Origin of the sequence: Bradyrhizobium sp. WSM2254, assembly GCF_000472645.1 — a bacterium.
In the GTDB taxonomy this organism is placed as follows: Bacteria; Pseudomonadota; Alphaproteobacteria; order Rhizobiales; family Xanthobacteraceae; genus Bradyrhizobium; species Bradyrhizobium niftali.
In genome coordinates, this window is the sequence record NZ_AXAB01000014.1 from 168,552 (window position 1) to 192,884 (window position 24,333).

The following is a 24,333-nucleotide window of genomic DNA, read 5'->3' on the forward strand; positions in this document are numbered from 1 at the left end:
TCAAATCAACTATCGGAGTAATCGAGCCAGATGGATTCCGTGAACGCGACCGCCCGCGAAGCCCAGGAATCGAAGATCTCGGAATCGGAGATCCTGGAATCGAGCATTGCGTCAGCCACGCAAGGCGTGCTCGGCTTGCAGCAATCCGACGGCCATTGGGTGTTCGAGCTCGAGGCCGACTGCACGATTCCGGCCGAATACATTCTCCTGCGCCATTATCTCGCCGAGCCGGTCGACACCGTGCTCGAAGCCAAGATCGGCAACTATCTCCGCCGCGTGCAGGGCGCCCATGGCGGCTGGCCGCTGGTGCATGACGGCGCGTTCGACATGAGCGCCAGCGTGAAGGCCTACTTCGCGCTGAAGATGATCGGGGATTCCATCGACGCGCCGCACATGGTGCGCGCGCGCGAGGCGATGCACGCCCGCGGCGGCGCCATTCACAGCAACGTCTTCACGCGCTTCATGCTCGCGATGTTCGGCGTCGTGACCTGGCGCGCGGTGCCGGTGCTGCCGATCGAGATCGTGCTGCTGCCGTTCTGGTCGCCGTTCCACATCAACAAGATCTCCTACTGGGCGCGCACCACCATGGTGCCGCTGATGGTCATCGCCGCGCTCAAGCCGCGCGCGAGGAATCCGAAGGGCGTCGGCATCGACGAGCTGTTTCTGCAGGATCCGCGCTCGATCGGCATGACCGCGAAGGCGCCGCACCAGAGCATGGCCTGGTTCCTGCTGTTTCGTTCGCTCGATGCGATCTTGCGCGTCATCGAGCCGCTGTTTCCAAAGAGCCTGCGCAAGCGCGCCATCGATACCGCGCTCGCCTTCACCGAGGAGCGGCTCAACGGCGAGGACGGCATGGGCGCGATCTATCCGCCCATGGCCAACATCGTGATGATGTACGACGCGCTCGGCAAGGACGAGAGCTTTCCGCCGCGCGCGACAACGCGCCGGGGCATCGACAAGCTGCTCGTGATTGGTGATGACGAGGCGTACTGCCAGCCTTGCGTCTCGCCGGTGTGGGATACGACGCTGACCGCCCACGCGCTGCTGGAGGCCGGCGGTGACAAGGCCGTGCCTGCGGCCAAGCAAGGCCTCGACTGGCTGATCCCGAAGCAGGAGCTCGCCGTGAAGGGCGACTGGGCGGTGAAGCGGCCCGACGTGCGCCCGGGCGGCTGGGCCTTCCAGTACAACAACGCCTATTACCCTGATCTCGACGATACCGCGGTGGTGGTGATGTCGATGGACCGCATGCGCCGGGAGCACGGCGTCACCGGCTATGAGACCGCGATCGACCGCGGCCGGGAGTGGATCGAGGGGATGCAGAGCGACGACGGCGGCTGGGCCGCCTTCGACGTCAACAACCTCGAATATTACCTGAACAACATCCCGTTCTCGGACCACGGCGCGCTGCTCGATCCGCCGACCGAGGACGTCACCGCGCGCTGCGTCTCGATGCTGGCCCAGCTCGGCGAGACCGCCAAGACCAGCAAGCACGTGGCCGACGGGGTCGCCTACCTGCGCAAGACCCAGCACCCGGAAGGGTCCTGGTACGGCCGCTGGGGCATGAACTTCATCTATGGAACCTGGTCGGTGCTCTGCGCCCTGAACATGGCCGGCGTCAGCCACGACGACCCGATGATCCGGAAGGCGGCCGCCTGGCTGGCCTCGATCCAGAACAAGGATGGTGGCTGGGGCGAGGACGCCGTCAGCTACCGCCTGGACTACAAGGGCTGGGAACCCGCCCCCTCGACCGCCTCGCAAACGGCATGGGCCTTGCTTGCCCTGATGGCGGCAGGCGAGGTTGATCACCCGGCCGTTGCCCGCGGGGTGGAGTACCTGATTGCAACACAGAACGAAAAAGGACTGTGGGACGAGCAGCGGTACACCGCCACAGGCTTTCCCCGTGTATTCTATCTACGGTATCATGGTTACCCAAAGTTCTTCCCGCTGTGGGCGCTGGCGCGGTATCGGAACTTGCGGAACACCAACAGCAGGGTGGTAGGGGTCGGAATGTGACTTTGGGGACGGGGGACTATCTTACCGCGGGCAATGCCATTGATCCGCGGCCAATACTCATTGTGACCGGTCTGGTTCAGGAGGCCCGCATCGCGGCCGGGCCCGGAATGGCGGTCATCTGCTCGTCCAGCAGCCCGACCCAGTTGCGGGCGCTTCTGACCGTGGTGGACCCTGAAACGATTCGCGGCGTGATCTCGTTCGGCGTGGCCGGCGGGCTCGACCCGACGCTGCGCTCCGGCGACGTCGTGCTGGCGACCGAGGTGCTGTCAGGCGATACCCGCTGGGCCGCCGGGCTGTCGCTCGGCGACGACCTGATCGACCGCCTGACGTCCGGGCGCCGCCGCGTGGTGCGCGGCAGCCTTGCCGGCGCCGAGGAAGTGGTCACCGGGCGGTCCTGCAAGGCGGCGCTGCACTCGGAGACTGGCGCCTCCGCCGTCGACATGGAGAGCCACATCGCGGCCGCCTACGCCGCCGAGGCCGGGCTGCCCTTTGCCGCGGTCCGCGTCATCAGCGACCCCGCTCATCGCGCGCTGCCGGCGCTCGCCCGCGCCGCCATCAAGCCGAACGGCCAGATCGATCTGGCCGCCGTGCTGCGCGGCATCGTGCGCAACCCGACGACGCTGCATGCGCTGGTCTCGACCGGCATCGACTTCAACCGCGCGCTGCGCTCCTTGCGCGGCTGCCGCGACTATCTGATCGGCACCGAGCTCGTCGACAGCGAGGCCCTGGTCTCCAAGGCGGCCTGAGCGGCGTCTTCGATCCAATCAAGAAAGGCCCGGTCGCGCGACCGGGCCTTTTCGTTTTGATGTTCGTAGCCCGGATGGGGGCGTGGCGTCGCGAAGCGTGCGCATTGCGATCTGCTCACAAGGCTGACATCGCCTCTTCGAGGATATCGAGCGCCTGGTCGAGCTCGTCCCGCGAGATCGTCAGTGGCGGGCACAGCGTGACCACGTTGCCGCCACCGAGCTTGAAGCTGAGGCCCGCCTCCAGGCAGCGGTACAGCAGGCGCTCCGCACGCGCGTTCGCTTCAGCCTCGTCGCGGCGACCGATCTCGACGCCGAGATAGAGACCTGCACCGCGCACCTCTGATATCAGCTGATAACGCTGCGCGGTCGATCGGAGCCGTTCGAGCGCGTGCGCGCCGAGCACGCGCGCCGCGGTGAGCAACTGCTCCTCCTCGATCACATCGAGCGTGGCCAGCGCCGCCGCGCAGCCGACCGGGCTCTTCTCGTGGGTGTAGTGGCCGAGCGCTCCCTCGGGCACCACGTCGAGATCGGCCCGCGCCACGATGGCCGCCATCGGCATGATGCCGCCGCCCAGTCCCTTGCCCAGGACGAGGATGTCGGGTGCGGCATCAGTCTGCTCGCAGACGAACATGGTCCCGGTGCGGCCGAGGCAGCTCGGCACCTCATCAAAGATCAGGAGCGCCCCGTGCCGATCGCAGCTCGCGCGCACGCGGGGCCAGAAGCCGGGGGGCGGCAGTTCGACCGTGGTCCAGCGCATCGGCTCGGCGATCACGGCCGCGACGTCGCCCTGCACCTCGAGGACATAATCGATGTAGTCAGCGAGCCGCTCATGTGCCCGGCCGTCCTCTCCGAAGAAGCGCGCGGCCAGCCCCGGCGGCGGCACATGCTCGGTGCCCGGCAGCAGCGGGCCCGCGCCGCGCCGAAACAGCGCTTCGCCGCCGACCGAGACCGCGTCGAGATTGGCGCCGTGAAAGGCGTCCCACATCGACAGGGTCTTGTGTCGTCCGGTCGCATAGCGCGCGAGCTTCATCGCCATGCCGATCGCAGCCGATCCGCTGGGCGCGAAAAGCACCTTGTCCAGCGGCGCCGGCGTCAATTCGGCCAGGCGGCGGGCGAGGTCGATCGCGGCCTTGTTGGTGTAGCGGCGCGGGCAGAAGGGCAGGGTGTCGAGCTGCGACTTGATCGCCGCCACCACGCGGGGGTGACCGTAGCCGACCTGGTGCACGCTGTTGCCGTGGAAATCGAGGATGCGTCGGCCCTGGAGATCGACGAGATGGCTGCCTTCCGCGGCCGTGGCGACGTTCAGGCAGGGCGTCGACAGCGACTGCCGCAGGAACCACCGCTCGTCCTCGTCGAGCCATTTTTTCGTTTCCGCGTCGAGGTGGCGTTCCGCAAACGAACGCCGCGCCGCCGACAGATTGACGTCGCCCTCGGCGGCACTCATGGCCGCTCTCCGCGGGCCAGCCGGCCATCGATCGCCGCGATCACGGGGATGATATCGGCGACGCCGTCGATGACGTAGTGGGCGCCCGCGGCCTCCAGCCGGCCGGCCGCTGCCGCGCGCCGCTCGGCGAAGGCTTTCGGCGGCAACGCCGCCGTGTCGGCAAGCGACAAGCCGAACACGTTGCCGGTGACGGCAACGCCGACGGTCCAGCAGCCGCCGTTGAGACCTTCTTTGATCCCGACCTCGGTGTCGTCGACCTTGACGCAGCTCCAGGCCGGCCAGACGGCGAGCTCCAGAAAGGCCTTGTAGAGCATGAAGGGCGTGGGTCGGCCGTCGGGCGTGTCCCCGGTGCAAACGATGCTGTCAGGCGAATAGCCCTGCGCCGCCGCAACCGGAATGACCTCGGCCATGATCTCCCGCGTGTAGCCCGTGCTCGAGCCGATCTTCAGGCCGCGGCGCCGCAGGCCGGCGACAGCTTCGGCCACGCCCGGGATCACGTCGGCATAGCGGGCGGCGACCTCGACATTCATCGGCACGAACACGGCGTAGAGCGCATCGATGTCGGCTTCGGTAGGCTCGCGCCCATGCTTGTCGCGCCATGCGGCGGCGATCCGGGGCAAGCGCAGGAGGGCGGCGATGTGCGGGCGCTTGGCCATGCCCATCGGCCCGCGCGCCTCGTCGACCGTGATCGTCACTCCGAAGCGCGCGAATGCCTCGACGAACACGCCCATCGGCGCCAGCGAGCCGTGGTCCACCGTCGTGCCGGCCCAGTCGAACACCACGGCCTGGACGTGCTCGAATTTATCGGTCATGGCTCAGCTCCCGGACGTCAATTCGTCAATCACTTCCTCGGCGATCGCAAACGAGGTGCTGGCGCCGGTGCCACTGGTGATCATGACGAGGCGCACGTTGTCCTGTGGGCGGTCGACCAGCATCAGCCGGTCGGACGCCGAGGCATAGGTGCCGATCCAGCGCTCGCGGATGACAGGCGTTGGCCACGCCAGAACCTGGCGGAATTCGTCCATGATCAACTCGTCGACCGTTTCAGGGGCGAACGGGTCCGGCGTCGCGCCGTAGTGATGGGAATCGCCGACGACGAGCGAGCCATCCTCGCTCTGCACGGCGATCAGATGCACGCCATTGGCCAGATGCTCGCCCTGCTCCGCCTCGAGCCGCTGCTTCAGCGCGGCGGCCTCAGGCAATTCGGCGTAGCCGAGATAGCGCACGAGGCCCAGGTCCGACATCACGGCGGCATTGAACCGCGGCATCGCGGCCGCCGATCCGACCCGCAGCATGTGTAGCTTGCAGCGGACGAGCCCGTAGGCACTGATGCGTTCCGGATAGAGGCCCAGAAAATCGTCGCCCGGGCACACCACGCAGAGCCGGGCGCGGACCGACCCGCGCGTCGTCTCGATCACCGGTGGCGCGACCTCCTTGGCCTGCGTCTGATACATGAAGGTGACGCCGTGCACCTCGGCGAGCCATTTCGCCAGGGCCGGTACCGCGATGCGCGATTCCACCCGCAAATCGTGGGGGCTCGCCAGCACGGCTTGCAGATTGTCGGTGCGTAGCATCGGAAAGCGTCGACCCGCTTCAGTCGGGCTCAAGAGTTCGCAAGCCTCGCCCATCTCGGTCGACCGGAAAGCCTCGAGCACGGCCACGGCTTCCGGTCGCCGCACGGCAACCGCGAGCCCGAAATGCTCGATCCTGATTCCCGCGGCCGAGGCGACTTCGGCCCAGACCTGCCGCGACCGCATCGCGCGCTGCCAGCATGGGCCCTGCTGCTGCCCGGTGACGGTGATAAAGCCGAAATTGCGGATCGAGGCGCCGTTCGCCCTTGCATCGCGCTCAATGACCACGACCTTCAGGCCCCGGCGCACGCTCGCGAGCGCATGGGCGAGGCCGCAGATGCCGCCGCCGATGACAGCCAGATCGAATTCGCCTGTCGCCATGCTCACCGCTTTCTCCACAATTGCGCGCGCGCAAGATAACCCCGTGTGAGCACCATGTAGATGGCGCGTGTCACGGCCGAGGTGGCGAAGATGACGATCGCCATGGCGGCCGCGGGCGCCACGTCGCCCGCATCATCCATGTTGAGCACGGCGATCGCCGCAAGCGTCGTGTGCGGCGCGTAGATGAAGACCACCGCGGAGACTGTCGTCATCGCGTTCACGAACAGATACATGGCGATATCCAGCACGGCCGGCAGGCAGACCGGCAGAGTCACGCGCATGAAGGTACGCCAGAACGGCACCCTGAGCGATGCCGAAACGGTCTCGAACTCCCGGTCGATCTGCTTGAGCGCCGTCACCGCGGTCAGGTGCGCGACGGAGTAGAAATGCGAGATGGTGCAGATCACGAGAATGGCCATGGTGCCGTAGATGAAGTTCAGCGGATTGGCCGGATTGTTGAAGAAGAAGATGTAGCCGAGGCCGAGCACCAGCCCCGGAACGGCCAGGGGAAGCAGCGCGAGAAACTGCACGAAGCCTCTGATAGTGCGAAAGCGCGGGGTCTTCTCGACCAGATAGGCGCCGGCAAAGATCACGGCCGTCCCGAACAGCGCGGTGAGGCCGGCCATGACGAGCGAGTTGAAATAGCTGCGCCAGCCGCCGCCATCCATCATGTCGAAGTCGAAGTTCTTGAAGCTGGGCGTCAGATTGTAGGGCCAGAACGTCGCGATCGAGGCGAAGAAGGACACGCCGAGAATGACCAGAATCGCGAATGCGATCAGCGAACAGATCGCCAGCATCGCGCGATCGATCCAGGCGTCGGGTTTGGGCGCATAGGGTACGGCGCGCGCGGAGAGCAGCGCCAGCTGGCGTCGCTGCATCAGTTGATCGACGGCGAAGGCGAGCACCGCGGGCAGTAGCAGGATCATTCCGACTACCGCGCCCATCTGGAAATTCTGCTGCCCGACCACCTGCTTGTAGATGTCGGTCGCGAGCACGTTGAAGCGGCCCCCGATGACCTTCGGCACGCCGAAATCGGTGATGACAAGCGTGAAGACGACGAAGACTGCGCTGATCAGGCCATAGCGTGCCCCCGGAATGGTCACGGTCCAGAAGGTGCGGCTGGGACTTGCCCGTAGGGCCTCCGCAGCCTCGTACAGACGCGCGTCCGAGATGGCCAGCGCTGTGGTGATGATGATGAGCGCGTGCGGGAAGGTCCAGAAAACCTCGCCCATGACGATGCCGATCGGGCCGTAGATCGACGCGCCGAACAGCATCCATTTGACCAGACCCTGGTTACCGAACAGGTAGACGAGGCTGATCGCTGGCAGCAGCGAGGGTGCGAGAATCGGGATCTGCGCGATGATGCGGAACAGTCCCCGTCCTGGCATGCAGGTGCGGGTGAGTCCGTAGGCGTAGACGAAGGCGAGCAGAACGCAGATGACCGTGCTCAGCAGCGAGACCCAGACCGAGTGCCAGATCGAATTGGCCAACGCAGGGTTGGCGAAATAGGCCTGGAAATTGGCCAAGCCGACGAAGCTGCCATCAGCCGCCTGGAAGCTCTTGGACAGCAGCGCCCAGAGCGGCAGCAGCACGGTCACGACCAGCCAGAGGCCGAGCGCCACGACCGCGCCGCGCATGAGCCAGTCGTCGCGCCCCAGCTTCTGCCTCAGCGGGGCGATCGCGGCGGCACGGTTCGGCAGACTCAATGTCTCGGTCGCCATTGCTGGTCTCCGGTGTCAGGCAGCAGAGGGCGGTTGGGCAAAGACGCGCAACCGGTTCGGCGGCAGCGCGACCTCGATGGTCGCGCCCGACGAAATGCCGAGGTCGCGCACGGCGTTGATGGAAAAGTCGGCCGAGAAGTTCAGGCTCGTGCCCGTCGCATGCAATGTCGTTGCGAAATGATTGCCGATGAATTCCATGACGCCGACCTGGACCGACAGGCGGTTTTGCGGTTGCTCGTCGATGCCGCGCACCACCACGTCCTCCGGCCGGAGGCATACCGTGACGGCGGCGCCTTCGCCGAGCGGCACCTCCTCGCTGAAGTCGAGCACGGCGCCCCTGACATTGGCGCGCTTGCTGGTGACGAGCCGCCCGTCCAGGAAGTTCATCTTGCCGACGAAGTCGGCGACGAAGGCCGTCGCGGGGCGGCCGTAGATCTCGTCGGGCGTACCTACCTGCTCGATCCTGCCATGGCTCATCACCACGATCCGGTCGGACATGGTGAGCGCCTCTTCCTGGTCGTGGGTCACCATGACGGTGGTGAGCCCGAGGCGGCGCTGCAGATCGCGGATCTCGCCGCGCAGGCGCGCCCGGACGCGGGCGTCGAGGGCGGAGAGCGGCTCGTCCAGCAGCAGAAGGCCGGGCGACAGGGCCAGCGCGCGGGCGAGCGCGACGCGCTGCTGTTGGCCTCCCGAGAGCTGGGCCGGATATTTGCCGGCCTGCTCGGGCAGGCCGACAAGTTCGAGAAGCTCCTGGACGCGCTTGTCGATCTCGGCGCGGGGCTTGCCGGTCGACACCAGGCCGTAGGCCACATTGTCCTTGATCGTCAGGTTCGGGAACAGCGCATAGGATTGGAATACGATGCCGAAGTCGCGCGCGGCGACCGGCAGCGTCGAGATGTCGCGCCCGCCCTGATGGATCGACCCAATGGTCTGCACGTCGAGGCCAGAGATGGCGCGCAGCAGCGTGGTCTTGCCGCAACCGGACGGGCCCAGGAAGGAGACGAACTCCCCCGGCATAATGTCGAGGTCGACCTTGTCCAGCGCAGTGAAGGCACCGAACTTTTTCGACACGTTGCGGATGCGGAGATAGGGCTCCGTCGTCGGCATGCTGTCCATGACACTATCCCGCATTGGCCGGCGGCCGCCCATGCACCGCCGGCTTGGTCGATCCCGATAGTCCTGGTTCTTGATCCCTAGTTTTTGGGCTCGGACTTGCCGTCGTAGCGCTTGCTCCACTCCGCCAGGATCTTGTCGCGGTTCTCCGCGGCCCAGGCAAAGTCGTTCTTGATCAGCATCTTGTTGATGTCACCCTGGATGAACTCCATGGAGCTTGCGATGCCGGGCAACGCGACGATGGCGAAGTTCTCGGCGTAGAGCTTGTTGGCCTCCGCCGTCGCGGCCCAGTCGGCAAGCTTCTTCGCCGCCTCGGACTCCTTGGTGGTCTTCATGATCCCGATAGCTTCCATATCCCAGCCGAGGCCTTCCTTGGGCAGGACAATGCTGATGGGCGCTCCACCCTTCTTGGTCTTGTTGGCGCGATATTCGAACGAGAGGCCTATCGTGTACTCGCCGGCGGCGGCCTGTCGGCACGGCTTCGAGCCGGAATGCGTATAGGCCGCGATGTTCTTGTGAAGCTCGTCCATGTACTTCCAGCCCTCGTCCCAGCCGAACATCTGGAGCCAGGCGGAGACCATCAGAAAACCGGTCCCCGAGGAGGCCGGGTTCGGCATGGCGATTTGCCCCTGATAGACCGGCTTGGTCAGATCGGCCCAGGAGGCGGGCTCCGGCAGGTTCTTCTTGCCGGATTCCACGGTGTTGACGCAAAAGGCCGATGCCCAGACGTCCATGCCCACCCACTCCGGCGAGCCAGCGGGATCGCGCATCTTGGCGTCGACCTTGTCGAGACCCGCCGGCGCGTAAGGCATCAGCATGCCTTCCTTCTGCAGCAGCATCAGCGAGGTTGCGGCAAGACCCATGACCACATCGGCCTTGGGGTTTGCCTTTTCCGCGAGGAGCTTCGCGGTGATGATGCCGGTGGAGTCGCGGACCCAGAGGATGTTGATGCCCGGATTGGCCTTCTCGAACGCGGCCTTGTAGGGCTTGATCTGGTCGGCCTCCAGCGCCGTGTAAACGGTGAGGTCCGCCGCGCGAGCTGCAGTGCTGAGGCAGAACATGGCGGCGGTGATCGACACAACAGCGCATCGCAGACCGCTTTTCGTGCACAGGTTCATGTCGGGCTCCATCGATGTTGGCCGCGGGCTGGCACCGTCCGGGCAGGGAACCGATATTGTTAGATGACATTTCCGTCACGTACATGTCGGATTTTGTGCACGGCGCGCCTCGATCGCGGTGTCTCTGCACATCTTGAGTGCAATGTTGCCAGTGCAAGCGTCTGCTCCCGCGGGCCTTGAATCGCGCCCGGCTGACGGCGTGTCCGTCTACGAAGACGAACCCGCCCAGCGGATGCCGCGTTTCTTGCCGTTTCCCGCTGATTTGCTTGACGCGGCAATGGCTTGACGGCACGGGCCCTGTGCCGGCCAGCAGCCGCGGTTCTACTGTGCATGGGGTTGTTTTTCATTTTTTCGCAGAAGGGGCCCGAGGCGGCCAAGCGAGGAGGGTAGGGAGTGCGGCCCGCGGATCCGACTCCGGTCGCCTCGGGCGGTTGCGATGGACAAGAAAAGGCCCGGTCGCCAATGCGACCGGGCCGTTTCTTTTGGTGTCTGTAGCCCGGGAGGGCCGAGACGCCGGGAGGGTTAAGGAAAAGATTGGAACTTCGCAGCTAGGGTTGAGACGACGACGTCCCGACGAAGCATGCCCTTCCCGAAGTCATCCACATCAGCGCCGAAACATTCATGCCGCATCTGGTTGATATGTCGATTCGCGTCCGGACCTTTGTCGCGTTTGGATTGGTCCTGCTCGTTACGATCGGGCTCGGCTCCTTCGCGCTCATTCAGATCGCGGTTGTCGACCGAGCGGCAAACGACCTCGGCGGCAAGGCTATGCCCGCGCTGTTCCAGAGCAGCGAGATGCTCAATGCGGTCATCAATTTTCGGCGGGAGGAAGCCAATCGTCTTCTGAGCGTGACGCCTGAGGACGGGCGATACCGCGAAGGACTGATGGACAAATACGCGACGAAAGCCGTCGACGTCAGGAAGACCTATCAACCCAATTCCGCCGAGGAAAAGACGGCGATCGATCAATTCGATTCGACCTGGCCGGAATTCCAGAAATCCACTTCCACGATAGTCGATGCGCTGAGAGCCGGGGACAGCGCCTCGGCCCGCAAATACTACGTCGCCGAAAATCGAAACCAGTTTGACGCTCTCAACATCACCCTTGCGAAGATTGTCGAGCTGAATGAACGGGCGGGACGCCAATCCTATGATTTGGTCAATGCGGCGACGGATCGGGCGCGCCTCGGCGTCATTGTCGCCCTGGTCGTCGCGACCTGCATCGCGCTCGCCGCCGGCATGGTTACGGTCCTGACCACGGCATCGCCGATCCGGCGGTTGACCGGCGTGATGGCGCAGTTAAGCGGCAACGATTTGCACGTTACGATTCCGGATGCGGACCGGCGCGACGAGATCGGCGCGATGGCGCGCGCCGTCCAGATTTTCAAGAGCGGACTCGTCGAAGCCGACAGGCTGGCCGCGGTTCAAAAGGCGGACGAAGCGGAAAAGACCCGCAGGGTCGGCATGATCGATGCCCTGGTGTCCGACTTCGACGCGCGGTCGTCCGACGCGCTGGCGAGCTTCGGAGCGGCGGCGACGGAGCTCGACTCGACGGCCCAGAGCATGTCGGCACTCGCAAAGCAATCGGCCCAGCAGACCAACATTGCGGCCACGGCAGCGGCCTCGACGACGACCAATGTCCAAAGCGTGGAATCGGCTGCCGAGGCGATGGCAACCAGCATTGCCGACATCAATAGCCAGGTTGGATACGCCAAGGAGATTGCGGACCGCGCGTCTGACGACATCCGGCGAACCAGCACGACCGTTGTCGGCCTGACCCAGGCCACCCAGAAGATCGGAGAGATCGTCACGCTGATCCAGGCGATTGCCGCCCAGACCAATTTGCTGGCGCTGAACGCCACGATCGAAGCGGCTCGGGCCGGCGACGTCGGCAAGGGATTTGCCGTCGTGGCAGCGGAAGTGAAGGGGCTGGCCAACCAAACGGCGAAGGCGACGGACGAGATCGCGACGCAGATCGCCGCGGTTCAGAAGGTCTCCGGCGAAACGTCGTCGGCCATCCAGTCAATTGGCACGACCATCGAGGAGCTCAACGCGATCTCGACCCGCATCGCTGGCGCCATGGACCAGCAGGGCGCTTCGACCCACGACATCAGTCGCAACGTCAAGCAGGCAGCCGCAGGCACCCGAGAGATGGCCGAAACCATGGTCCACGTGACCCGTGCTGCCGGCGAATCCGGCACTGCTTCCGCTCAGGTGTTGCAGGCGGCGTCAGATCTCTCGGTTCGGTCCAAATCCCTACAGTCGCAAGTCGCAACCTTTTTGGCAGCGATCAAGACCGCCTGATTGCGCTTGAACTAAACAAACCAAAAGGCCCGATCGCGATGGCGACCGGGCCTTTCTCGTTTGTAGACGCCTTGCGCGCTTACGCAGCCGTCGAAGCCTTCCGCGCGGCCTTCTGCTCGGCGGCGGCCGCCTCGTCCTTGCGGATCTCGGAGAGCTTCTTCTGGACCTGCTCCGAGAAGATGTACTGCGCCGGGCGCTGCTTGCTCATGTCGATCTCGGGCGCCATGGGACCCGTGGTCTTGACGCCGCGCAGCGACACCCACATCGCCTTCAGCGGATTGTTGAAGGCTGCGGTCGCCGCGGTCGGCTCGTAGCCGCAATGGGCCATACAGTCGGCGCACTTCTCGTACTTGCCGGTGCCGTAGGTCTCCCAGTCGGTGGTGTCCATCAGCTCCTTGAAGGTCTTGGCGTAGCCTTCACCGAGCAGATAGCAGGGCTTCTGCCAGCCGAAGATGTTGCGCGCGGGCATGCCCCAGGGCGTGCACTCGTATTCCTGGTTGCCGGCGAGGAAGTCGAGGAACAGGCCGGAATGCATGAAGTTCCACTTCTTGCCCTTGCCCATCGCGAAGACGTCGCGGAACAGCTTCTTGGTCTTGGTGCGGTTGAGGAAGTGCTCCTGGTCCGGCGCACGCTCATAGGCGTAGCCCGGCGACATCGAGACGCCGACACCGAGCTCGACGGTGAGGTCGAGGAATTTTGCGATCTCCTCGGCCGGATGGCCGTCGAAGATGGTGGCGTTGACGTTGACGGTGAAGCCGCGCGCCTTGGCCGCCTTGATCGCGGAGACGGCGCGGTCGAACACGCCCTTCTGCGACACGGCCTTGTCGTGATGGTCCTTCAGGCCGTCGAGATGCACCGAGAAGAACAGGTACGGCGAGGGCTCGAACAGATCGAGCTTCTTCTCGAGCAGCAGCGCGTTGGTGCAGAGCGAGACGAACTTCTTGCGCGCGACGAGGCCGCGCACGATCTCGCCGATCTCCTTGTGGATCAGCGGCTCGCCGCCGGGAATCGCCACCATCGGCGCGCCGCATTCGTCGGCGGCGTCCCAGCACTCCTGCGCCGTCATGCGACGGTTGAGGATCGCGTCGGGATAGTCGATCTTGCCGCAGCCCACGCAGGCGAGGTTGCAGCGAAACAGCGGCTCCAGCATCAGCACGAGCGGATAGCGCTTGCGGCCAAGCAGTTTCTGCTTGAGCAAATAACCGCCGATACGCATTTCCTTGAAGAAGGGGATAGCCATTACACGTTTCTTTCTGGGCTTGAAATTCGGGTGGGTCAGCTCGCAGCCAGTTCGGCCGGAAGCCGGAATTCGATGTTCTCCTCGCGGCCCGGCAGCACCGAGACCTTGACTGGTCCGATCCGCCGCATCGCCTCGATCACGTCATCCACGAGTACCTCAGGCGCCGAAGCGCCGGCCGTGACGCCGACGGTCTTGGCATCTTTCAACCACTCCGGATTGAGCGCGCTGCCGTCGGCAATCAAATAACTCGCGACGCCGGCCTCAGTGCCGATTTCGCGGAGCCGGTTCGAGTTCGAGCTGTTGGCAGCGCCCACCACCAAGATCACGTCGACCAGCTTGCTCAAGTCCCTTACCGCAGATTGGCGGTTCTGTGTCGCATAGCAGATATCCCGGATATCCGGGCCTTGAATATCTGTAAAGCGGGCCTGAAGGGCCGAAATGATGTCCCGGGTGTCGTCGACCGACAGGGTGGTCTGGGTGATGTAGGCCACTGGCGTACCCGCCGGCAGGACAAGGGCCTTAACCTCTTCAACGCTTTGAACAAGCAGCACCGGCCCCGGAACCTGGCCCATCGTGCCCTCGACCTCGGGGTGGCCGGCATGGCCGATCAGGATCAGCGTGCGGCCCTTGGTGATATAGCGCTTCCCCTGATTGTGAACTTTCGTGACCAGGGGGCAGGTGGCGTTGAGCACCGGAAGGTCGCGCGCGGCGGCCTCTTCCTCGACGCTGCGGGCGACGCCATGGGCGCTGAAAACGGTCACCGCCTTCGGCGGAACCTCGGACAGCTCCTCGACGAAGATGGCGCCTTTGTTCTTCAGGCTCTCGACCACGTATTTGTTGTGCACGATCTCGTGGCGCACGTAGACGGGCGGGCCGTACTTCTCCAGGGCCCGTTCCACGATCTCGATCGCGCGCACCACCCCCGCGCAGAAACCGCGCGGCTGCGCTAGATAAACTTCCATAGGACGCCCATCACGCAAGTTGCACCAATCCGCTTCAAAGTTCCCCGGGGGCACCCGTACTGACCAATGAGTTGCAATATCCGCACCATTGGTTTCGCGCACGCGGTAGCCACCCACCCCCGTCGGGGCTCCGGCGCTTGGAGGCGCAATACTTTGTGTCAAAAAATCGGCAGAAAGGAAAGGTCGGATGGACCTATTGTTCCCCGCCGGCTCAATCGAGGGGTAATATAGTACAGAAAGCGCCGTGAGCAAGATGGCGACATTTGTGCTCACCCCTTCGTCACTTTCCCGCCTCAACTCCCCGGCTATACCGACCGTCCCGCATGATTTTGCCATGGTCTGCGCCGTTTACCTCGAACCTTCGGGCGGCGAGAACCACTCAAAACAGCAATAGGTTTCGCCCGGGAACTCCGATAAAGAGCGGGCGTTTCCGGCAAGCTGTTAACAGCAGAAAGAAAAGAAGTGCTGCAAAGCGTCGTCGTTGCCATCGTCAGGGCCTGCACCCGGTTTGCCTCCCTCGTCGTCGTTCTCGGGCTCCTGCTTTCGGTGGGGGCCGGCTATTACACGTCCCAGCACTTCGCCATCAACACCGACATCAATTCGCTGATTGCCCAGAATCTGGACTGGCGCCAGCGCGACCAGCAGTTCGACCGCGCCTTCGACCGTGACGCGACGATCACGGCAGTGGTCGAGGCCAGGACGCCGGAGATGGCGACCGCGGCGTCGGACGCGCTCTTTGCCAAGCTGAAGGACGACAAGACCAATTTCCAGTCGATGCAGCAGCTCGGCACCGGCGAGTTCTTCGAGAGGAACGGCCTGCTGTTCCTGCCGACCGAAGAGGTCGCCAAGGCCACCGGCCAGTTCGAAGCTGCGGCGCCCCTGATCGAGATCATGGCGGGCGATCCCTCGATCCGCGGCCTGACCGGCGCGCTGGAGACGGGACTTGCCGGCGTCAAGCGCGGCCAGGTCAAGCTCGACAATACCGCGCGGCCTTTCAACCTGATCGCGCAGACGGTCGAAACCGTGCTCAACAAGGGCAATGCGAGCTTCTCGTGGCGCGAGCTCGTCAGCGACGAGCCGCTGTCGGCTTCCGACAAGCGCGCCTTCATCGAGTTCAAGCCGATCCTCGACTACAACGCGCTGGAGCCCGGCAAGGGCGCCACCGACGCGATCCGCAAGGCCGCGGTGGAGCTCGATTTCGCGACCAAATACCAGGCGCGGGTGCGGCTGACCGGCCCGGTGCCGATCGCCAATGAGGAATATGCCACCGTCCAGGAAGGCGCCGTCGTCAACGGCGTCGGCACCGTCCTCGTCGTGCTGCTGATCCTGTGGCTGGCGCTGCATTCGTCGAAGATCATTTTCGCGGTATTCGTCAATCTCTTCGTCGGCCTTGCGCTGACGACCGCTGCCGGCCTGATGATGGTCGGCTCGTTCAATTTGCTGTCGATCGCGTTTGCCGTGCTGTTCGTCGGCCTCGGCGTCGATTTCGGTATCCAGTACAGCGTCCGCTACCGCTCGGAGCGCTACAAGCATAACGATCTCTCCGGCGCGCTGGTGCTTGCCGCCAAGCGCTCCGCGGTGCCGCTGTCGCTGGCGGCAATGGCGACCGCCGCCGGCTTCCTCTGTTTCCTGCCGACCGACTACAAGGGCATCTCCGAGCTCGGCCAGATCGCCGGCGTTGGCATGCTGGTGGCGTTCCTCTCCAGCATCACAGTACTGCCCGCGATGCTCAAGCTGTTGAACCCGCCCGGCGAGCAGGAGCCCGTCGGATACGCCTTCCTGGCGCCGCTCGATCACTTCCTGGAGAAGCACCGTGTGCTGGTGGTGGGCGGCACGCTGCTGCTCGCGCTCGCCGGCCTGCCGCTGCTCTACTTCCTGAAATTCGACTTCAACCCGATGAACCTGCGCAACCCGAGGGCCGAATCGATCGCGACCTTCCTCGACCTGCGCAACGATCCCAACACCGGCGCCAACGCCATCAACGTGATGACGACGTCCGAGGAGCAGGCAAGGCAGGTCGAGGCGAAGCTGGAGAAGGTGCCGGAGGTGCTGCGCGTGATGTCGCTCGACAGCTTCGTGCCGCAAGACCAGCAGCCGAAGCTGAAGCTGATCGCACAGGGCGCCAAGGTGCTGAACCCCGCGCTCAATCCCGACCAGATCGATGCCGCGCCGACGGACAAGGAGAACGTCGACGCGCTGAAATCCTCGGTCGACAATCTGCGCCGGACCGCCGGTGATGCGAAGGGGCCGGGCGCGGTCGCCTCGCGCCGCCTTGCGGACGCGCTCGATAAGCTCGCCAATGCCGACGAGGCCACGCGGAACAGGGCGCAGGCCGTGTTCGTCACGCCGATGAAGATCGTGTTCGACCAGCTCAGGAACGCGCTGCAGGCCGAGCCGGTCACCCTGAAGTCGCTGCCGCCCGATCTCGTCAGCGCCTGGAAGAGCAAGGATGGCATCATCCGTGTCGAGGCGCTGCCCAAGGGCGATCCCAACGACAACGACACGCTGCGCAGATTTGCGGCGGCGGTGCTCGTTGCCGAGCCGACCGCGATCGGCGGGCCGGTCTCGATCCTGAAATCCGGCGACACCGTGGTGAAGGCGTTCATCCATGCCGGCATCTACGCGCTGCTGGTGATCGGCCTTCTGCTGTGGATCACGCTCCGCCGGTTCGTGGACGTGCTGATGACGCTGGTGCCGCTCCTGGTTGCAGGTGCCGTGACGCTCGAGATCTGCGTGCTGATCGGCCTGCCGCTCAACTTCGCCAACATCGTCGCGTTCCCGCTGCTGCTCGGTGTCGGCGTCGCCTTCAAGATCTATTATGTCGTGGCCTGGCGCTCGGGCAGGACAAACCTGCTTCAGACCAGCCTGACACGCGCGATCTTTTTCAGCGCGCTGACGACGGCGACCGCGTTCGGCAGCCTGTGGCTGTCGAGCCATCCCGGCACGTCCAGCATGGGCAAGCTGCTGGCGCTCTCGCTGGTGACGACACTCGCCGCCGTGCTGCTGTTCCAGCCGGCCCTAATGGGCAAACCCCGCAATCTCAGGGAGTAGGCAGATGTCGCCGACGGTGTCGGCGGCGCCCTTCTGACCGGGCTTGGCCGTGGTGGCGGTCTTCGGGGCCGCGGCAGGCGCAGGCGCTGTGGCGCCGGTCGTGCCTTGGGACGTGCCTTGGGGCACTGCGGCTTGGGCTGTGCCTTGTGGTGCCGTGCCTTGGGCTTTCGGCGCCGCGCCGGTAGGCTTCGGCGCGCCCTTGGCCATGGCGTTGGCGGGGCTCAGGGGGATCGGCGGGCCAACCCGGGTCCAGGTCTCGCCACCGCAGAGGAAGCCCATCACGCAGCCCTTGATCTCGAGCTGGTCGGTCCCGGCCGGCGTGATGGTGGCGCTGTAGAGCTGGCCGTCCTTGGCGTTGTAGACCTGTCCTTCCCACTGATCGACGCCGGGCTTCTTCTTCATGTCGATCAGGGTCGCCATGGCCAGCGTCGGCCTGTTCTTTTTCGAGACATCCGGATTGTTCTCGTCGCGGCCGCCGGGCTGCTTTTCCCAGGAAACCGCGCCCCACATGCTGCCATTGCATTGGGCAACGCGAATGTTGGCGACGCCGTCGGCGACCCGCCAGTCGCCGGTGGGATCGGCGGCGAGAGCAGGAGTCAGGCAGGTGTAACCGCCAGCCAGTATAATTCCGGTGTAAAGGGCCAAACGCATGAGTGTTCCTTGGCAGTGCAACATGGTTTAAAGCTGTGCTTGCGAAGATGGTCCGAAAAAGGGCAAAAGGCCGCACAGACCGTTTTGAGTAACGGTCCGTTTTCAGTTGACGAGACGGCCCTCAACCGAAGTATGTAGCGGATGCACAGCCCAAATCCAGACATGTCTCAACTGTTCGCGGACCGTCAGGCCCAGCGCAGTGCCCTGCATAATCGGTATCTGAACGAGCAGTTCGTTCGGGTTCTCAAGACCATCGGCTACGATGTCGGCTTCCAGAAGGGGCAAGGGCAGTACCTCTACGACCGCGACGGGGCGCGCTATCTCGACCTGTTGTCCGGCTTTGGCGTGTTTGCGATCGGGCGCAATCATCCGGTCATGCGCGATGCGCTCAAGAGCGTGCTCGATGCCGACCTGCCCAACCTCGTCCAGTTCGACGTCTCGACGCTCGCCGGCGTGCTCGCCGAGCGCCTGCTGAAATACGTTCCCTATCTCGACAAGGTGTTCTTCGCCAATTCCGGGGCGGAATGCGTCGAGGCCGCGATCAAGTTCGCGCGAGGCGCCACGGGGCGTCCCGGCATCGTCTATTGCGCCCACGGCTATCACGGCCTGACCTATGGCGCGCTGTCGCTGACGGGGGATTCGAACTTCCGCACCGGTTTCGAGCCGCTGCTGCCCGGCTGCACGCCGGTCCCCTTCAACGATCTCGCCGCGCTCGAAAAGGCGCTGGCCTCGCGCGAGGTTGCGGCCTTCGTCGTCGAGCCGATTCAGGGCAAGGGCGTCAACATGCCCACGGACGAGTTCCTGCCGGGTGCGGCCGCACTCTGCAAGAAATACGGCACGCTGTTCGTCGCCGACGAGATCCAGACCGGCATGGGCCGTACCGGCCGCTTCCTCGCGGTCGAGCACTGGAACGTCGAGCCGGACATGGTGCTGCTGTCGAAGTCGCTGTCGGGCGGCCACGTGCCGGTCGGCGCGGTGCTGACGCGCAAGGCCATCTTCGACAAGATCTTCAACCAGATGGACCGTGCGGTGGTGCACGGCTCCACCTTCTCCAAGAACGACCTGGCGATGGCCGCGGGCATCGCCACGCTCGATGTCATGGAGTCCGAGAAGCTGATCGAGTCCGCCGCCAAGCGCGGCGCCGAGCTGCGCCTTGCGCTGACGCGCATGGTGCCCGGCTACGAGCTGATGAAGGAAGTGCGCGGCAAGGGCCTGATGATCGGCGTGGAGTTCGGCCCGCCGAAGTCGCTGCGCCTGCGGGCGTCCTGGAACGTGCTGGAAGCCGCCAACAAGGGCCTGTTCTGCCAGCTCATCACCGTGCCGCTGTTCAAGGACCACAAGATCCTGACGCAAGTGGCCGGCCACGGCAGCCACACCATCAAGCTGCTGCCGCCGCTCACCATCACCGAGGAAGACTGCGGCTGGATCGAGCGCGCCTTCGACGACGTCATCGCCGGCAGCCACAAGGTCCCCGGCGCGATCTGGTCGCTCGGCAAGACGCTGGTGGACAACGCGGTGCGGCGGTCGGCTTAGTTAGGCCGTCATTCAGCCGCTTGCGGCCTGTTCACGGTCTCGATGCGCTCGAGTGCCTTGCCGAGATTGCGCTTCGCGATCTGGATGTCATAATCGTTCTGAAGATTGAGCCAGAGTTCGGTCGTTGTGCCGAGCGCCTTGGCGAGTCGAAGCGCGGTGTCGGCGGTGATTCCGGTCTGCTCATTCGCGATCCGCTCGATGCGCGTGCGCGGCAAGCCGCACGTCTTTGCGAGCGCGCCGGCGGACATGTTCAGCGGAATTAGAAACTCCTCCCGTAGAACCTCACCGGGATGCATGGGCTTGAGTTTTTTGGCCATTGCCGCATTCCCTAGTGATAGTCCACGATCTCGACCTCAACGGGCCCTTGCGCTGTCCAGATGAAGCACACTCGGAACTGATCATTGATCCTGATCGAGTGCTGTCCCTTGCGATTGCCGCTCAGGGCCTCCAGACGGTTGCCGGGTGGCGCCCTTAAATCGCCGAGCTCGCCGGCCGCGTGCAGATAACGCAATTTCCGGCGTGCAACCTTCACGAGATCGGCTGGAAAGCCTTTGGGACTTTCTCCGTTGAAGACTGCCTCAGTCGTTTTGTCCCGAAACGTCCTGATCACCCAATCGATGTATCATTATCCGATACATTTGGCAATACCCGCGTATCGCGGAATGATACATCGTCGAGCCAGCTACCCCTCCACATTCGCCTTCATCGCCACCTCGAACTTGTCGACGAACTCGGCGAGCTCGTCGGCGCCGATGTCACTGACGGCCCAGAAGTTCAGGCCGCGATTGCCCCAGCGGCGGCAGTTGAAGCCCTGCATGGCCTCGGTCTTCGGCGCGCGATATTCCGCGTTCGAGGTCTGCGACACGAACAGGTTGATCACGTGCTGCCGGCGCTTGTAGACGACCGCGCCGATCGCGCGTGCGTCGATATAGTCGAGCCGGCCGCCGACCAACGTAAAGCCCTGCGCGGTGAGGTCTATCACGGGCGGAGCGACGTCGAGCTTGCCGTTGAACCAGGGCTTGACGGTGTGCTGGTCGGTCGAGATCACGTCGGTGAGATGGCCGGCCTGGAGCGAGCGCAGATGGGCGGAGACGACCTCCGACAGGATGCGCTGCTGGTCGTCCTGGCGCAGCACCACGGCAACGACGCCGGTTGCGGCGAGCGCGGAGACCGCCGAGCCCATGGCAAAGCCGCGCAGCACGGAGCGGCGGGTGGGTTGCTGGCGCTGCGGCCGTGGCAGCGAGGCTTCGATCCGGGCGCGCAGGCTGGCCGGCGCGGTATAGCGCAGATCGGTGTCGGCCAGCACGCGCTGCATCTCGCGTTGTGCGGCAAACTCGGCAGCGCAGGCCGGGCAGCTCGCGATATGGGCTTCGACTTCGCGCGCGTGCCCGGCATCGAGCTCGTTGTCGAGCAGCGCGTGAAGCAGGATCCTCGCTTCGTCGCAGGTCATCTCGCTTGCTCCTCTTCCGCCGTCCAGGCCGCGCGCAGCATGGCGCGGGCGCGGGCGAGGCGGGACATCACGGTGCCGACGGGGGCGCCGACGGCCTCGGCGATTTCACGATAGGACAGGTGGTTGATCTCCCGCAGCACGAAGGTTTCCTTGAACGGTTCGGCGAGCGCGTCGATCAGCTTGCGAATGGCGCCGGCATCGCGGCTGCGCAGCACTTCGGTTTCCGGGCTCGCCTCGCTCTCCTGCCAGATCGGCGTCTGCTCGGCGGCGCCGGGCGTATCCTCGATCGCGCTGGGCCTGTGCGCGCGACGCGCATATTCGGCGTTGCAGACGTTGCGCAGGATCGCGAACAGCCAGGGCTTCATCGTCGGTCCGCGATAGCTGTCGAAGTGCTTCAGCGCGCGCAGATAGCACTCCTGCACCGCGTCCTCGGCATCGGCGGCGTCGCGCAGCAAATAGCGCGCGAGCGTGTAGACGTCGTCGAGATGGGGCAGCGCCGCCTCGCGGAAGCGCTGCGCCTTCTGCAGATCGTCGGTAGCGGGCATCGCTCCTCGCTTTGCCTCTTGTTCCGCTTGCGGCTTCGTTTCGTCCCCGTGTGCGACCGGAGGCACACGAGCCCGACCGGCGTGGGACCACCGGCCGGGCAAGACGTTGATGCCTTGGTTGGAGACGTTACTCAACCTTGATCATCCCCGTCATGTGCGGGTGCAGCGAACAAAAATACTTGTAGTCGCCCGGATTGGTGAAGGTGAACGAGAACTTGTCGTCGGTGTCCAGGGTTTTGGACCTGAACTTGCCGGCCGAGACGATCGTGTGCGGGATGTCGTCCCGGTTGGTCCAGGTCACGGTGGTGCCGAGCTTGACCCTGAGCTCGGCCGGCTGGAAAACGAAATTGTCGATGTGCACGTCCATGTCGTCGGCTCGGGCAGTCGTTGCGGGCAACAGGACGGCCGCGGCCAAAGCGACGCCGAAGTCGCGGCGATTGAGTGTCTTCATTGTCAGCTTCCGTTCAGCCCTGAAGCGGCGTGTCGATGATCGCGAGCCGCTGCTCGTTCTGCTTGAAGTTGATGCTGGCAACGCCAAGCATGGAGCGGAGCCTTGCGTCCTCGACCTTCATCGGACCGGGCGAGGGCGCGGCCCCCGGCGCCGGCTGCGGGAAGGCGGTCGAGCGCGCGGTGTGGAAGGTGACGTTGCCCTCGACCTTCTGCATCACCTGGTGGATGTGCCCGTTCAGCACGGTGACCGAGCCGAAACCCTTGACGTGTTCGAGCGCGCGGCCGCCATCCTCGGTGCCCCAGCCCCATTCCGGATAGACCGTCCAGAGCGGGATGTGGGCGAACAGCACGACCGGCGTCGATTTCGACTTGCCGCGCAGATCGTCCTCGAGCCAGGCGAGCTGCTCGGCGCCGAGATTGCCGAGCCCGCCGGCCTTGAGGTCGACGACGTTGACGAGGCCGACGAAGTGCACGCCGCCGGCGTCGAACGAATACCAGCCCTGGCCCTTGGTGCCGCGGCCGTAGCGCTCGCGATAGAACTTCACCTCCTCGTCGAGGAAATCATGTTCGCCGGGGACGTAGTGCACGTCCAGCTTGGCCTGCGAGATGATGCGATCGGCATTATCGAACTCGGCGGCTTTCGACAGATGGGTGATGTCGCCGGTGTGGATCATGAACGATGGCTTGGCCGGCATCGCGTTGATCTTGCCTACGGCTTCCTCGAGCGTGCCGAGTGCGTTGGGATTGGCCGGCTTGTCGAAGCCGACATGGCTGTCGCTGATCTGAAGGAAGCTCATGCCGGGCGCTGCCGCGGTCGCGGCCTGCGCGGAATCGATGATGCCGAGCGAGCGCGGCACGCCGCCCGTGACGGTCCAGAGCACCCCGGTGCCGGCCCAGGTCATGCATTCCAGCACCTTGCGTCGGCTGACGCCGTCGTCCCCGTGATCGTGTCCGCTCATCGCACGTCTCCTCTCGCCCGGAATTGGGCTTCGGGGAGGTGATCGGGGGAGGGCGGGGCTTATTCCCGGATGCGATGACGATTTCGTGAGATGGCGAGATCTGTAGCCCGCATGGAGCGCAGCGGAATGCGGGGGCCAGTGCGTAGCTGTCCCCGGATTACGCTTCGCTCCATCCAGGCTACGGATCGGATTTCGCGAACTCCCGCACGGCCTCAACCACGCGTTCCGGCACTTCCTGCGCCACACAGTGCCCGGCGCCCTCAAAGACCATCGTGCTGACACGCGGAATCAGCGACACGGCGCGTCGCGCCATCTCCTTGTAGATCGGTCCCGACTTCGCGGCGGTCGCGACGCGGACAGGACAGTCGATCTCGGCGAGCGCTGCAAACGGATTGCCGCGGGTGTCGCCAACGTAGACCTGCTCCATTGCCTCGTAGATCGGATGCAGGATCGCGGACTCGATCTCGGGCGTGCAGCAGAGCCGCACCCTGCCATCGTCGAGCGGCACGAAGCCATGCCTCACATAGGCCCGGAGCGAGGTCTCGGTCCAATCGGCAAATGCCGGCGCGGTGCGGTAGCGCTCGAACACGGTGTCGGCACTGTCGAACTCGGCCCGCCGTCGCAGCGTGCCCTGGACGCGCGCGAGGGACTCTTCGTTCAATCCTCCGGAGCGTGTCGCGCGCGGGTCCATCACGGTCGGCTCCATCACGAACAGGCGCGTAAAACCTCCGGGGCGAAGTTTTGCCGCGAGCAGAAGATCGGTGGCGCCCGCGCTGTGGCCGATACCGTAGATGTCGCGCAGCGCGAGCGCATCGATCACCCGGCAGACATCCTCGGCATAGTCAAGGAAATGATAGGTGCCGGGCTTGTGGCTCGCGCCGTGGCCGCGACGGTCGAGCGCGTAGACGGTGTAGGTCGATGCGAGCTCGCGCGCGACCTCGTCCCAGACGTCGGCGACGAAACCGGTGCCGTGCACGAGCAGGGCGGGCAGCTTGCCGCTCTCGCCCCATTGCAGCATCGCGATCTGCGCATCAGTGGGGCCGATGGAGAAGCGATGTGGATTGATCATGGGGACAGGATG

General features: G+C 64.9%; 21 protein-coding genes. 5 read left to right on the top strand and 16 right to left on the bottom strand.

Annotated elements, in window-relative coordinates:
* Positions 1-30: 30 nt before the first annotated feature.
* Together shc and A3M7_RS0111600 are read left to right on the top strand one after the other, a co-directional pair.
* A complete protein-coding gene (shc, locus tag A3M7_RS0111595) occupies positions 31-2,013 on the top strand; it encodes a squalene--hopene cyclase (protein ID WP_027544093.1) in 1,983 nt (660 codons plus the stop codon).
* Positions 2,010-2,759 (top strand): phosphorylase, encoded by a 750-nt coding sequence (locus A3M7_RS0111600; RefSeq protein WP_027544094.1) that lies wholly within the window; start codon positions 2,010-2,012, stop codon positions 2,757-2,759. The genes shc and A3M7_RS0111600 overlap by 4 nt, the downstream gene beginning before the upstream one ends.
* A 115-nt stretch (positions 2,760-2,874) precedes the next feature.
* Here the strand turns inward: A3M7_RS0111600 and A3M7_RS0111605 are convergent, their stop codons facing one another.
* The 6 genes from A3M7_RS0111605 to A3M7_RS0111630 form a co-directional block, all read right to left on the bottom strand.
* Positions 2,875-4,203, bottom strand: a complete 1,329-nt coding sequence (locus A3M7_RS0111605) for an aspartate aminotransferase family protein (RefSeq protein WP_027544095.1) — start codon at positions 4,201-4,203, stop codon at positions 2,875-2,877.
* On the bottom strand, positions 4,200-5,015 hold the full coding sequence (gene phnX, locus A3M7_RS0111610) for a phosphonoacetaldehyde hydrolase (RefSeq protein ID WP_027544096.1): 816 nt from the start codon (positions 5,013-5,015) through the stop codon (positions 4,200-4,202). Before phnX ends, A3M7_RS0111605 begins: the two co-directional genes overlap by 4 nt.
* Positions 5,016-5,018: 3 nt before the next feature.
* Positions 5,019-6,155 carry a TIGR03364 family FAD-dependent oxidoreductase gene (locus A3M7_RS0111615; protein WP_027544097.1) on the bottom strand — a complete coding sequence of 379 codons (1,137 nt, stop codon included), beginning with the start codon at positions 6,153-6,155 and terminating at the stop codon, positions 5,019-5,021.
* Between the two features lie 2 nt (positions 6,156-6,157).
* A complete protein-coding gene (locus tag A3M7_RS0111620) occupies positions 6,158-7,876 on the bottom strand; it encodes a putative 2-aminoethylphosphonate ABC transporter permease subunit (protein ID WP_027544098.1) in 1,719 nt (572 codons plus the stop codon).
* Positions 7,877-7,891: 15 nt separating this feature from the next.
* Positions 7,892-8,992, bottom strand: a complete 1,101-nt coding sequence (locus A3M7_RS0111625) for a putative 2-aminoethylphosphonate ABC transporter ATP-binding protein (protein WP_027544099.1) — start codon at positions 8,990-8,992, stop codon at positions 7,892-7,894.
* 77 nt (positions 8,993-9,069) lie between these two features.
* Complete coding sequence (locus A3M7_RS0111630) at positions 9,070-10,107, bottom strand: putative 2-aminoethylphosphonate ABC transporter substrate-binding protein (protein WP_049823332.1); 1,038 nt, start codon at positions 10,105-10,107, stop codon at positions 9,070-9,072.
* Between the two features lie 621 nt (positions 10,108-10,728).
* Between A3M7_RS0111630 and A3M7_RS0111635 the strand changes: the two genes are divergently transcribed.
* The gene (locus A3M7_RS0111635) at positions 10,729-12,411 is read left to right on the top strand and encodes a methyl-accepting chemotaxis protein (RefSeq protein WP_027544101.1); all 1,683 of its coding nucleotides are present in this window, start codon (positions 10,729-10,731) and stop codon (positions 12,409-12,411) included.
* A gap of 79 nt (positions 12,412-12,490) precedes the next feature.
* Here A3M7_RS0111635 and hpnH read toward each other — a convergent pair whose 3' ends face one another.
* Positions 12,491-13,651: an adenosyl-hopene transferase HpnH gene (gene hpnH / locus A3M7_RS0111640; RefSeq protein WP_027544102.1), complete on the bottom strand. Its 1,161-nt coding sequence runs from the start codon at positions 13,649-13,651 to the stop codon at positions 12,491-12,493.
* Positions 13,652-13,686: 35 nt separating this feature from the next.
* Entirely contained in the window at positions 13,687-14,613 is a 927-nt protein-coding gene (gene ispH / locus A3M7_RS0111645; protein WP_027544103.1) for a 4-hydroxy-3-methylbut-2-enyl diphosphate reductase, read from the bottom strand.
* 462 nt (positions 14,614-15,075) lie between these two features.
* Between ispH and A3M7_RS0111650 the strand changes: the two genes are divergently transcribed.
* Positions 15,076-17,664, top strand: a complete 2,589-nt coding sequence (locus tag A3M7_RS0111650; RefSeq protein ID WP_027544104.1) for an MMPL family transporter — start codon at positions 15,076-15,078, stop codon at positions 17,662-17,664.
* Here A3M7_RS0111650 and A3M7_RS0111655 read toward each other — a convergent pair.
* Positions 17,632-18,315 (bottom strand): DUF2147 domain-containing protein, encoded by a 684-nt coding sequence (locus A3M7_RS0111655; RefSeq protein ID WP_027544105.1) that lies wholly within the window; start codon positions 18,313-18,315, stop codon positions 17,632-17,634. The two genes, A3M7_RS0111650 and A3M7_RS0111655, sit on opposite strands and share 33 nt — an antisense overlap.
* 141 nt (positions 18,316-18,456) lie before the next feature.
* Here A3M7_RS0111655 and hpnO point away from each other — a divergent pair, with 141 nt between their 5' ends.
* Positions 18,457-19,848 carry an aminobacteriohopanetriol synthase HpnO gene (hpnO, locus tag A3M7_RS0111660; protein WP_027544106.1) on the top strand — a complete coding sequence of 464 codons (1,392 nt, stop codon included), beginning with the start codon at positions 18,457-18,459 and terminating at the stop codon, positions 19,846-19,848.
* An 8-nt stretch (positions 19,849-19,856) separates the two neighbouring features.
* Here the strand turns inward: hpnO and A3M7_RS0111665 are convergent, their stop codons facing one another.
* The 7 genes from A3M7_RS0111665 to A3M7_RS0111695 all read right to left on the bottom strand — a co-directional run bounded on the left by A3M7_RS0111665 (position 19,857) and on the right by A3M7_RS0111695 (position 24,321).
* The gene (locus tag A3M7_RS0111665) at positions 19,857-20,165 is read right to left on the bottom strand and encodes a HigA family addiction module antitoxin (RefSeq protein ID WP_027544107.1); all 309 of its coding nucleotides are present in this window, start codon (positions 20,163-20,165) and stop codon (positions 19,857-19,859) included.
* Between the two features lie 11 nt (positions 20,166-20,176).
* Positions 20,177-20,458 carry a type II toxin-antitoxin system RelE/ParE family toxin gene (locus A3M7_RS0111670; RefSeq protein WP_027544108.1) on the bottom strand — a complete coding sequence of 94 codons (282 nt, stop codon included), beginning with the start codon at positions 20,456-20,458 and terminating at the stop codon, positions 20,177-20,179.
* Positions 20,459-20,530: 72 nt separating this feature from the next.
* The gene (locus A3M7_RS0111675; protein WP_027544109.1) at positions 20,531-21,298 is read right to left on the bottom strand and encodes an anti-sigma factor; all 768 of its coding nucleotides are present in this window, start codon (positions 21,296-21,298) and stop codon (positions 20,531-20,533) included.
* A complete protein-coding gene (locus tag A3M7_RS0111680; protein WP_027544110.1) occupies positions 21,295-21,843 on the bottom strand; it encodes a sigma-70 family RNA polymerase sigma factor in 549 nt (182 codons plus the stop codon). The genes A3M7_RS0111675 and A3M7_RS0111680 overlap by 4 nt, the downstream gene beginning before the upstream one ends.
* Before the next feature lie 127 nt (positions 21,844-21,970).
* Positions 21,971-22,294 (bottom strand): cupredoxin family copper-binding protein, encoded by a 324-nt coding sequence (locus A3M7_RS0111685; protein ID WP_027544111.1) that lies wholly within the window; start codon positions 22,292-22,294, stop codon positions 21,971-21,973.
* A 13-nt stretch (positions 22,295-22,307) separates the two neighbouring features.
* Positions 22,308-23,252, bottom strand: a complete 945-nt coding sequence (locus A3M7_RS0111690; protein WP_027544112.1) for a metallophosphoesterase — start codon at positions 23,250-23,252, stop codon at positions 22,308-22,310.
* A 178-nt stretch (positions 23,253-23,430) separates the two neighbouring features.
* On the bottom strand, positions 23,431-24,321 hold the full coding sequence (locus A3M7_RS0111695; protein ID WP_027544113.1) for an alpha/beta fold hydrolase: 891 nt from the start codon (positions 24,319-24,321) through the stop codon (positions 23,431-23,433).
* Between the last annotated feature and the right edge of the window lie 12 nt (positions 24,322-24,333).